The organism is uncultured Thiodictyon sp. (assembly GCA_903837595.1).
In the GTDB taxonomy this organism is placed as follows: Bacteria; Pseudomonadota; Gammaproteobacteria; order Chromatiales; family Chromatiaceae; genus Thiodictyon.
Genome location: CAILVI010000544.1, coordinates 1 through 9,910, shown reverse-complemented (window position 1 = coordinate 9,910; position 9,910 = coordinate 1). Strand labels below are relative to the sequence as shown.

Here is a 9,910-nt window from a genome sequence, read left to right as displayed (position 1 = left end):
GTGATCTTCGATCGCAGTTGGTACAACCGCGCCGGGGTGGAGCGCGTCATGGGCTTCTGCACCGAACAGCAGGCGGAAAAATTCCTGGCCGGGGTGCCGCTCGTTGAAAAAACGATGGTGGAATCCGGGATCATACTGCTCAAATATTGGCTGGAGGTGAGCCCCGAGGAGCAGACCCGCCGGCTCGCCGCGCGTATTGAGGACGGGCGTAAGACCTGGAAGCTCACACCGATGGATCTGAAGTCCTACGGGCGCTGGTATGATTATTCCCGCGCACGCGATGCCATGTTTATCGCCACCGATACCGACTTCGCACCCTGGTATGTCGCACGCTCGGATGACAAGAAGCGGGCGCGGCTGAACATCATCACTCATCTCCTGAGCAAAATCCCATACGAAGACCTGCCCCGGGACAAGATCGAACTGCCGAAACGGCAGCAACCAGGCGACTACCGGGAGCCTGATTATCCCTTCAAGTTCATCACAGAAACCTATTGATTGAGGGCCGCGACGCATACAGATGACTAGGCCAGCCAGCACCGCCCCATTGCCCGCACCGCGGGCCGCGGCCGTTGCCGGGATCCTGTTCGCGGGATTGTTGATCGCCGGCATCGGGTTGCTGCGATGGTCGGTTCCAGCCGATCCGCTGGACGCGGGAAACTGGCTTAGGACCCGTGCCGGCCTAGTCGTACTGGCGCTTCATCTGGTGCCGTTCGCCGGCATCGCCTTCCTGTGGTTCATCGGCGTGCTCCGTGATCGTCTCGGTGCAGCGGAGGACCGCTTCTTCGCCACGGTGTTTCTCGGCAGCGGGCTGCTGTTCCTGGCGCTCTTATTCGTTTCAGCCGCCGCCGCCGGGGGCCTCATGATCGCCTATAAGGCCGCGCCCGGCGGCCTGCTCGGCTCCCCGAGCTTTACTGTCATGCGCGCGGTCATGTATGTCGCCATGAACGTCTACGCCGTCAAGATGGCGGGCGTCTTCATGATCGTCACCTCCACGCTCGCCATACGTACCGGTTTCATCCGCCGTTGGATTGCGCTCTTCGGTTATGCCTTGGCCGCACTGCTGCTGCTCAGTATCGGCACCTTCGCTGAAATCCTGCTGGTCTTCCCGTTGTGGGTCCTGTTGGTCAGCGTCGACATCCTGATCGATCGTCGTCCACAGCCCGCGACGCCGACCACCAATGGATAACACTGGAGCGCAGCCAAGACCATATCGGCAAGAGACTTGGTGAATCAACCCCCCGGACGCAGGAAACAAAGATGAAGCACGTCATCCTTTTTGCCTTTCTGATCGCCGCCCCCGCCATTGCCGGACCAGGCAACCAGAATACCGATGAGCCGCGCCCCCACTCAGAGCAACGGGTGATCGGAAAAGAGCGCACACCGGTCGAGAAGTGCATTGCCGATTGCGCCGCCACACAAGTGATCTGTACCGGACAGTGCCAAGGAAACGGCCAGTGCTTTGCCAATTGCATGAAAGAGCGGGATTACTGTGTGTCAGAGTGCTCTTCAAGATAATTTCTCGGCCATTTCTCAAACCGCCAACATGAGCTGATCTTCATGACAATGACCGCAGCTAACACGCGCACCACAATCGCCGTCCTCGTGGGACTGCTCGTCCCGCTCGTCCTGCAGGGTTGCGCCGCGTTGAGCCGCCAACCGGCCGTACCGCAAGACTTGTAAAATCAGGCACGCATTCCGGGTTTGGACGCGATCCGATATCGCATCGGCAGCCCTGAAGATATGGCCACAATGGCACGGGGCGCGCTCGAATCACTCAAGCGCGAGCAGGCCTATCTGGCCGGCCAGGGTCATAAAGGCCCCTTGCCACCGGCGGTGTTACTCGCGATCTCCGGCGGCGGCGATGACGGTGCCTTCGGTGCCGGGCTGCTCAATGGCTGGACCGCCGCCGGCAATCGCCCGGTCTTCAAGCTGGTCACCGGCGTCAGCACCGGGGCACTGACCGCCCCCTTCGCCTTTGCAGGTCCTGCCTATGACGCCACCCTGAAGGAGCTCTACACCACGATTTCCGCCAAGGACATCGCGGAATCGCGCAACATGGTCTCGGCGCTGACCAGCGATGCCATGGCCGACAATGCGCCTCTGTCAAGGCTGATCGCAAAATATGTGGATCAGCAACTGCTCGATACCATCGCGGTCGAATATGCCAAGGGGCGACTGCTGCTGGTCGGGACCACGGATCTCGATGCGCGCCGGGGCGTCATCTGGAACCTGAGCAAACTGGCGGCCAGCCATGATCCCAAGGCATTGACACTGTTTCGCACCCTGAACGTGATCATGGCTCGCGGTGCCGGGCGAGAGCACCTCGACCACGAAATCCGGGCCGCCGCGCACGCCGCGTCGATCGGTCTTGGCCCGATCGCAGATCACCAACACATCGGGCTGTACCACGGTATCGATGGCGTCATCCGACTCGTCGGCCCTGGGGACACGCACGTCCACCGGCACGACATAGGCACGGCAGGATTGATCGCCGAGCGCCTGCCGGAGTTGGTAGTAGATCTCGCCGACGACCTCCTGATGATCGAGCGTCGGCGCGGACGCCATCAGATAGGCGACGCCGTCGATCGTGTCCTTCCGGCAAGCCTGCATGAATTCCGAAAGCTGGTCCGGTAGTGTGGGAGCCCCGCGTCCTTGCCGAATGGGAGGCCTGACGTTGTCGCTGTCGGGGGCCGATCTCGAGCGGATGGGACGCTGGCGCCGTTGTCTGCAGGCTCACCAGCGCAGCAGCGCCCTGAGGCTGGTGGTCGGGACGTTGGCGCGACGGTGTGACGGGAGCCCCCGCAGGGGCGGTCCTCAGGCGGAGCGGGGATCAGTCCGGCGCGGGTTCGCCGGCGAGGCGCGCCAGCGCCGTGGTGTAATTCCAGGGCATCCAGGCCGGCGGGTCGAGTGCCACCGCGGCGGCATGGCGCTGCAGGGCGACCAGGTAATCAAACGACACCACGTGGTGGAGTTCCGCGGTATGGATCAGACTCATGAACAGGTCGCCGACTTTGGCGCCGTTCAAGGTGCGATAAGACAGCGAATTTTTCCGATGCAGATGGTCTTCTTCAGCGCGCGCTCGCAGATGTTATTGCTCAGCGGTGCGCCGGGCACGGGCCGGACCGGATCGAGAAGCCTGGCTGGCGGTCAGCTACATGCAGGCGTGACGGGAGTTGGAGGTCGCGAAGCGGTCAGTGGGCCGATCGGTCGAACACGAGGTCGCGCCGCGGGCGTCGTAGCCAAGCACTCGAAAGAAAACGGCTTCAGGATTTCTTGCGAATAAATCAGAGTCTTTCCCCCGGTTCCCGCAGTCGGTTCGGCTTGAAAATCGCCGCAAAGAGTCCATTTAAGTTTGCCCACTTGGGTCGCCCACATTCTGCGCGGTGGGTGAAGCATCCGGTGTATACAACGCACGAGTGAGAGGGTCCGAAGATGATGAAACAAGCACTGCTCGGCGCGCTTGTCGCCGTGGCGATCACCACGACGGCTTCGGCCCAGAGCTTCAAGATGACGACGCCCTTCGCGCCGGGTGTCGCCGTGCCCGACAAGATCGAGTCCTCGATCGGGACCTTGAACCTGGACTATGGCTACCCGTCGGCCGATACCGTTGACAAGATCTACGACAACCTGGACCGTTCGCGGGCGCTTCAAGCCTATCTGCTGGCGATCCCGATCGTCAATCAGGCCGGCATGCGCGATTCATTGCGCAAGTTCGGGCCTGATAACCGGACCGACGTGATCTGGGAAGACCTGGTCGATCCGAGGACCGTCGAGCTGACGGCGAACGACAACACGATCTACAACTTCATGTGGGTCGACACCAGCAAGGGGCCGTTGGTGGCCGAGATTCCGCCCAAGGTGCTGGGGCTGGTCAACGACTTCTGGTACAAGTGGGTAACCGACGTTGGCATCACCGGGGCCGACAAGGGCGAGGGCGGCAAGTACCTGCTGTTGCCGCCTGGATTCAAGGGCGACATCCCGCCGGGGTATCACGTCGTGCGGCCGAGTACCTTCGGTAGCTGGCTCGTATTTCGCGCCTTCGTCGTGGACGGTTCAACCCGACCCGGTGTTGACTCGGTCAAGAAGCACCTGCGGATCTATCCCTTGGCCGAGGCCGCGAACCCGCCGCCGATGAAGTTCGTCAATGCCTCGGGGATTCCATCGAACTTCGTCGCACCGGGTGACTACTCGTTCTGGGGCCTGTTGAACCAAGTCATCCAGGAGGAGCCGGCGGCGGGTTCCGATCCCACCACCTTGGGCCTGTTCGCCTCGATCGGCATCGTCAAGGGTCAGCCGTTCAATCCCGATGAGCGGATGAAGCAGATCCTGACCGACGCTGCGAACATCGGCGCTGTGACTGCGCGAACCATCGCCTTCAAGATCCGTTCAAAGGAGGCGTATTTCTATCCGGACAGTGCGTGGCGCCTGCCGTTCTTCGGTGGCTACAAGTTCGAGGTGGCGCCCGGTGTCAGCAACTTGGACGGTGCCGCCTTCTACTATTACTTTGCTACCGGCGTCACACCGGCGATGGAGGAAAAGATGGTGGGCCGGGGATCGCAATACCCCTGGTCGGTGCAGGATGCGCACGGCAATCCCTTTGATGGCGGCAAGACCTACAAGCTGCGCCTGCCGCCGAACATCCCGGTCAAGGATTTCTGGTCCGTCATCGTCTACGACAACCAGACTCGCTCGATGGTGCAGACCGACCAGAAGGCCCCGAGCGTCAGCAGCCAGAACACGGGGGTCAAGGTCAATGCGGACGGCTCGGTGGATGTCTACTTCGGACCCAAGGCCCCAGTGGGAATGGAGAACAACTGGGTGCAGACGATTCCTCGAAAGGGCTGGTTTATGATCCTTCGCCTCTACGGTCCGCTGGAGCCCTGGTTCAACAAGACGTGGCGACCGGGCGAAATCGAGCTGCAACCCTGATCGCTCGACCGAAGCGGCGAAAGCGATTATTCGCCGGACGCTGACAGTTCTCCGGCGTCTTTCGGTCAGGTCGCGGCCGATCGCCGCAGGACCTCACGCGCGGGCGCCCCATCTCGGGCGGCCCGCGCGCACCGCGAACAAGGGCCGTGCCGGGCTACTCCCTGGCTGCCGTCGCCTTGGCATCCGTCTCCTTGATCTTTTGGATGTCCGCGGGCGTAAGCTCCGGACGATCGACCTTGATCGTCAGCTTGTCGAGCTTGGCAGTCAGGGCGAAGGGCGGCCGGTAGTCCGCGTCATTGACGCCGGTCAGAGTGTCGGAGCCGATGTCGAAGGCCTCGTCCCATTGCAGGATCATCGGCAGCGTCTTCTCCATCTTCTTGGTATCGACCACCTTGCCGTCGACCTTGAGCGTTCCGGTACCGGGCCGGCCGACGCCGCTGAAGTTGTTGAGCGCCAGCGTGCCGGTGCCCAGGCCCTCGTACTGGAAGTCGAACTCAAGGGTGTGGGGACCGGGGGTCAGCGCGTCCGGACCTTCCCACTTGATCCGCTCCAGGTCGATCAGGTTCCACAGAAATACCGGTTTGCCCTTGAGCAGATAGAAGCCGTAGCCGGCGAAGCGCCCGCCCGAGGTCAGGATCATGCCCTCGGCACCGCCTTGCGGCACCTCGATGGCGGCGGTAATGGTGTAAGAGGTGTTGAGCAGTATCGGGGAGTCGCCCTGGGGCAGGCCGGACATCGGCCGCGTATAGACGAATTCAGAACGCCGGGCGGTGATGTTCGGGCGCGGGGCCACGATCCGGGCCGCCACCGAGGCATCGAGCGGGAAGACCTGGTGCTGCTTCGCCTGCGTGACGAACTGCGCCTTCAGTTCCTTGACCTTCTCCGGGTGCTGGGCCGCGATGTCCGCGGTCTGGGTGAAATCGCGGCTCAGGTCATAGAGCTGAAACGCTTGGTTGTTCAATGGATCGGGATTGGCCGGACCGAAGGCCTGCCAGGGCGCGCGATTGACCTTGGTGCTGAGCAGCCAGCCTTCGTGGTACAGGGCCCACTGGCCCATCATCTCGAAATACTGGGTGCGGTGGCGCGAAGGCGCCTTGGCGTTGGCCGCGTCGAAGGTGTACGCAAAGCTGGTGCCCTCGATCGGCGCCTGCTTGATGCCATCGACCACCGCGGGTGCGGCGATGCCGGCCGCCTCCAGGATGGTGGGTACCACGTCGATCACATGGACAAACTGCTCGCGCAGGGCCCCCTTGTCCTTGATACGAGCAGGCCAGGACACGACCATGTTCTGATTGATGCCGCCGAGCCGGGAGGCGTTCTGCTTGAACCAGTCGAAGGGCGTGTCGAAGGCCCAGGACCAGCCGGCGGACATATGGTTGTAGGTCGCTTCGGTGCCCCAGACGTCGTAAAACTTCATCTGCAGGTCCACCGGCATCATGTTCACGCCGTTGAACCACGCGACCTCGTTGGGCGTGCCCATCGGCCCGCCCTCCGCGCTGGTGCCGTTGTCGCCGTTGATGTAGATCACCAGCGTGTTGTCGAGCTTGCCTAAGTCCGCAAAGGCCTGGATCACCCGCCCGATCTCGTGATCGTTATAGGCGGCAAAGGCGGCGAAGACCTCCACCTGGCGGATGAAGAGCTTTTTCTCGTCCGCCGTGAGTTGATCCCAGGGCTTCAGCATCTCGGCGGGCCAGGGCGTCAACTGGGCATCCTGTGGGATCACCCCAAGCCGCTTCTGGTTGGCGAAGATGCGCTCGCGCAGCTTCTCGTAGCCGTCGTCGAAGAGGTGCATCGCACTGATCTTATCCACCCACTCCTTGGTGGGGTGGTGCGGCGCATGGGTAGCGCCGGGGGCGTACTTGATGAGGATCGGCCTGCTCGGGTCGGTCTGGTGGATGCGCGTCATGTAGTCGATCGCATCGTCGGCCATGGCGGTGACCAGGTTCCAGGTGCCGGGCGCCTTGCCCTCGAAGGGATAGATCTGGGTGGTGTTGCGGAACAGGTTCGGCTGCCACTGGTTGGCGTCGCCGCCGACGAAGCCGAAGAAGTACTCGAAGCCCATGCCGGTCGGCCACTGGTCGAAGGGCCCGACCTGGCTGGCCGCAAAGGCCGGGGTGTTGTGATCCTTGCCGAACCAGGAGGTCGCGTAGCCGTTGTCCAGCAGCATGCGCCCGATGGTGGCCTTGTCTTTCGCGATGATGCTGTTATAGCCGGGAAATCCCGTGGATTGTTCCGAGACCACGCCGAAGCCGGCCGAGTGGTGGTTGCGCCCGGTGATCAGGGCGGCACGGGTCGGCGAGCACAGCGCGGTGGAGAACATGCGGTTGTAGCGCAGGCCCTCGTTGGCGATGCGGTCCATCGTCGGGGTTGGGATGACACCGCCGAAGGTGCTTGGCACACCGAAACCGGCGTCGTCGGTGATGATCAGGAGCACGTTGGGCGCGCCCTTGGGCGGCACCACGCGCGGCGCCCACCAGGGCTTGGATTGCAGTGCGTCGTCCTTGATGACGCCGCCGAACTTGGGGTCGGGCGGCGGGAGCTGATTTCCGGGGATGCTCGTGGTGGCGCCGGGCGAGCCCGGCACGCCGGTGGTTTCCACCGCCCCGGCGGGCGCGCAGACCAGGCTCGCCGCGGCCAGCAGGCCCGCGGCGGACAATAATAGCGGCTTCAGGATCATAGAGATGCCTCCGAGGTCGGTCGATTCGATGAGACTGCACGAACACCCGACGCTTACGCGCGTCAGCCTGGACGGCGGGAGTCAGCAGGGTTGGGTGACTTGTGACTCGCCAGCCGGATATCAACTTGGCCCCGGTCTTGCTGTCCGATCGACGGGTGACCGATTCGGCTCGGAGGGCGCCAGGTCAGCGGTTGCGCGTTGAATTATTGCCGGAAATCCCGGCGACAGTTTTGTCATTTCGCGACAGACAGGCGCCTTTCGCCGCTGGTCCGGGACCTGCGCCAGCGACTGGCGTGTTAAGCACCGGCAGCCCTGACCTGCGGCGCTGACCTCGCGGGGGGTAACCGGGCCATGATCCAGCCCCCCGGCCACTTGGGCTGAAAAATGTCGCAAAGTGTCTACCTCAGACCTAGCCGATTCAGGATACTTGACAAACGAACAAATGCGCAGAAATGCTGCTGACCAGCCGCAGCTCATCCGAGCGGCGCGAACACTGTGCGACAACAATCAACCACTGGGCACGCGATCCGGCCCGAGCGAGCGAGGAGCGATACAGATGATCGGCAAGCACCTGAGACACGCCCGGCGCGCCCTGTCGCTCGCCGCACTGGGACTGCTGGCCAGCGGGACGGCAGCCGCGGCCCCGACCGCGACGGATGACGGCCGCTGGCACTTCAACCTGACGGTCTATGGTTGGTTTCCCGCCCTGTACAGCAGTCTCGACACCGTGGTCACCGGATTGCCGGGACCCAACGGGGGTACGGCGCGACCGGTCAATGTCAGCAGCACCATCAGGCCGAGTAATTATCTCAGCAACCTGCAGATGGCGTTCATGATGATGGGTGAAGCCCGCAAGGACCGCTGGCTGGTCTTTGGCGACATCGTGTACACGAGCATGAGCAGCCAGTCGACCAAGGTACGCCGCATCACCGGGCCACTCGGGAACCTGTCCGCGCAGATCGCCGGCACGGCCAGCACCGACCTGTCCAGCACCATCCTGACCTTCGGCGGCGGCTACGCGCTGGTTAAGAATAGCCGCTGGAACATGGATCTACTGGCGGGGGCGCGGTACATGGATCTCACCACCAACCTCACCCTCACCCTCGTGGACGCGCGCGGGCGCTACCTGGGCGGCCACAAATCATCCATGGACAAAGGGGTCTGGGACGGCATCGTCGGCGCCCACGGCGAGGTCCGCTTGGGGGACAGCCGCTGGTTCGTCCCCTATTACGCAGACATCGGCGCCGGCAACTCCAACTGGACCTGGCAGGGCCTCCTGGGCCTGGGCTATCGCTACGATTGGGGCGCGGTAACCCTGGCGTGGCGCGCGCTTGGCTACCAGTTCAACCAGAATAGCGCGAATCTGACCATGTCCGGACCGGCGCTGGGCGTCAGTTTCCGCTGGTGAAGTAGCACCAGCGCCAGCCGACTGCATCCGGCCACCACCCGAGGAGATCGCACATGACCACCAGACGCCGCCTTATTGCCAGTGCCGCGCTGCTCGCACCGCTCGCGCTCGCCGTGCGTAGCACCTGCGCCGCCGCAGACGAGGCTGCAAAGCCCAAAAGCGCGGAGAAGCCGCAGTTCCTGTTCGTGCAGAATGCCGAGGGCATCGCGTACGCCGACGGACGCCTCACCCTCAAGGGTGTCAGCCCGATTACGGTGCTTTTTTCCGACCGCCCGGAGCGGCTCGCCGGCCATATGAAGACCGCCGACTTCGTCCCCTTCTGGGATGAAGGCGAAGACAGTTTCAAATCAGACCCACCCAACGCCAACCTCTCGGTGCTGGAGGGCGGCAAGATGGCGAACACGGTTTTGGAGTTGCGGGACCCCCGGCTCACCGGGCACGACCTGAGCTACGCGGTCAAGGTCTTGGAGGGCGAGCCGCCGACGCGCGGGGGCGCCGCTTCGCTTTTCATCGACATCATCGGTCGGCCGCTCACCCCCATGTCCTTCGCCGGCGCAGACCGACGTACGTGGCGGCGCGCACGCTATTAGGCGATCGGTCCGGCCAGCGACGATCCGTCACCAACCGGAGGTCGAGGCGTTAGCCGGTGGCGGTTCCTGACATATCCTAGGAAGATCAGTGGTGCCTGCATGCCGACCCGGCTAACGGCCATGGCGCCCGCGCCACCCCGCAAGATGACAGTGGCGCGCGCCTTGGCCGTTCCCTCTCCCCGGCCCTCTCCCAAGGGGAGAGGGAGAATTGGAGCGCGCTCCCGGCGCGACTTTCACGGTAACGGCCATGGCGCCCGCGCCACCCCGAACGATGAAAGTGGCGGGCGCCTTGGCCGTTCCCCC

8 protein-coding genes and 2 pseudogenes are annotated in these 9,910 nt (G+C 63.5%); 7 read left to right on the top strand and 3 right to left on the bottom strand.

Going from position 1 to position 9,910, the window contains the following annotated elements; translation table 11 throughout:
• From QZY44_RS32970 to QZY44_RS32955, 4 genes and pseudogenes are all read left to right on the top strand, one after another.
• Positions 1-498 (top strand): annotated as a pseudogene (locus QZY44_RS32970) (polyphosphate kinase 2); the annotation flags it as partial.
• Positions 499-520: 22 nt separating this feature from the next.
• Positions 521-1,189, top strand: a complete 669-nt coding sequence (locus tag QZY44_RS32965; protein WP_295457755.1) for a hypothetical protein — start codon at positions 521-523, stop codon at positions 1,187-1,189.
• Between the two features lie 71 nt (positions 1,190-1,260).
• Entirely contained in the window at positions 1,261-1,518 is a 258-nt protein-coding gene (locus QZY44_RS32960; RefSeq protein WP_295457752.1) for a hypothetical protein, read from the top strand.
• A 225-nt stretch (positions 1,519-1,743) separates the two neighbouring features.
• Positions 1,744-2,145 (top strand): annotated as a pseudogene (locus tag QZY44_RS32955) (patatin-like phospholipase family protein); the annotation flags it as partial.
• Here the strand turns inward: QZY44_RS32955 and QZY44_RS32950 are convergent.
• The gene (locus QZY44_RS32950; RefSeq protein ID WP_295457757.1) at positions 2,107-2,568 is read right to left on the bottom strand and encodes a Uma2 family endonuclease; all 462 of its coding nucleotides are present in this window, start codon (positions 2,566-2,568) and stop codon (positions 2,107-2,109) included. The pseudogene QZY44_RS32955 and the gene QZY44_RS32950 sit on opposite strands and share 39 nt — an antisense overlap.
• 265 nt (positions 2,569-2,833) lie before the next feature.
• Positions 2,834-2,998 (bottom strand): hypothetical protein, encoded by a 165-nt coding sequence (locus QZY44_RS32945; protein WP_295457749.1) that lies wholly within the window; start codon positions 2,996-2,998, stop codon positions 2,834-2,836.
• 437 nt (positions 2,999-3,435) lie between these two features.
• Here QZY44_RS32945 and QZY44_RS32940 point away from each other — a divergent pair, with 437 nt between their 5' ends.
• Positions 3,436-4,932, top strand: a complete 1,497-nt coding sequence (locus QZY44_RS32940; protein WP_295457747.1) for a DUF1254 domain-containing protein — start codon at positions 3,436-3,438, stop codon at positions 4,930-4,932.
• Positions 4,933-5,086: 154 nt separating this feature from the next.
• Here QZY44_RS32940 and QZY44_RS32935 read toward each other — a convergent pair whose 3' ends face one another.
• A complete protein-coding gene (locus QZY44_RS32935) occupies positions 5,087-7,609 on the bottom strand; it encodes an arylsulfatase (protein WP_295457744.1) in 2,523 nt (840 codons plus the stop codon).
• A 556-nt stretch (positions 7,610-8,165) separates the two neighbouring features.
• On the opposite strand from QZY44_RS32935, the gene QZY44_RS32930 reads away from it, so the two are divergent.
• A complete protein-coding gene (locus QZY44_RS32930) occupies positions 8,166-9,017 on the top strand; it encodes a hypothetical protein (RefSeq protein WP_295457741.1) in 852 nt (283 codons plus the stop codon).
• Positions 9,018-9,070: 53 nt separating this feature from the next.
• On the top strand, positions 9,071-9,607 hold the full coding sequence (locus QZY44_RS32925; RefSeq protein ID WP_295457738.1) for a hypothetical protein: 537 nt from the start codon (positions 9,071-9,073) through the stop codon (positions 9,605-9,607).
• Positions 9,608-9,910: the final 303 nt, after the last annotated feature.

Bases quoted from the DNA above. Each gene is read 5' to 3' on its own strand.
- QZY44_RS32940 (WP_295457747.1), top strand. From the start codon at position 3,436: ATGATGAAACAAGCACTGCTCGGCGCGCTTGTCGCCGTGGCGATCACC.
- QZY44_RS32950 (WP_295457757.1), bottom strand. From the start codon at position 2,568: ATGGCGTCCGCGCCGACGCTCGATCATCAGGAGGTCGTCGGCGAGATC.
- QZY44_RS32935 (WP_295457744.1), bottom strand. From the start codon at position 7,609: ATGATCCTGAAGCCGCTATTATTGTCCGCCGCGGGCCTGCTGGCCGCG.
- QZY44_RS32930 (WP_295457741.1), top strand. From the start codon at position 8,166: ATGATCGGCAAGCACCTGAGACACGCCCGGCGCGCCCTGTCGCTCGCC.
- QZY44_RS32945 (WP_295457749.1), bottom strand. From the start codon at position 2,998: ATGAGTCTGATCCATACCGCGGAACTCCACCACGTGGTGTCGTTTGAT.
- QZY44_RS32960 (WP_295457752.1), top strand. From the start codon at position 1,261: ATGAAGCACGTCATCCTTTTTGCCTTTCTGATCGCCGCCCCCGCCATT.
- QZY44_RS32965 (WP_295457755.1), top strand. From the start codon at position 521: ATGACTAGGCCAGCCAGCACCGCCCCATTGCCCGCACCGCGGGCCGCG.
- QZY44_RS32925 (WP_295457738.1), top strand. From the start codon at position 9,071: ATGACCACCAGACGCCGCCTTATTGCCAGTGCCGCGCTGCTCGCACCG.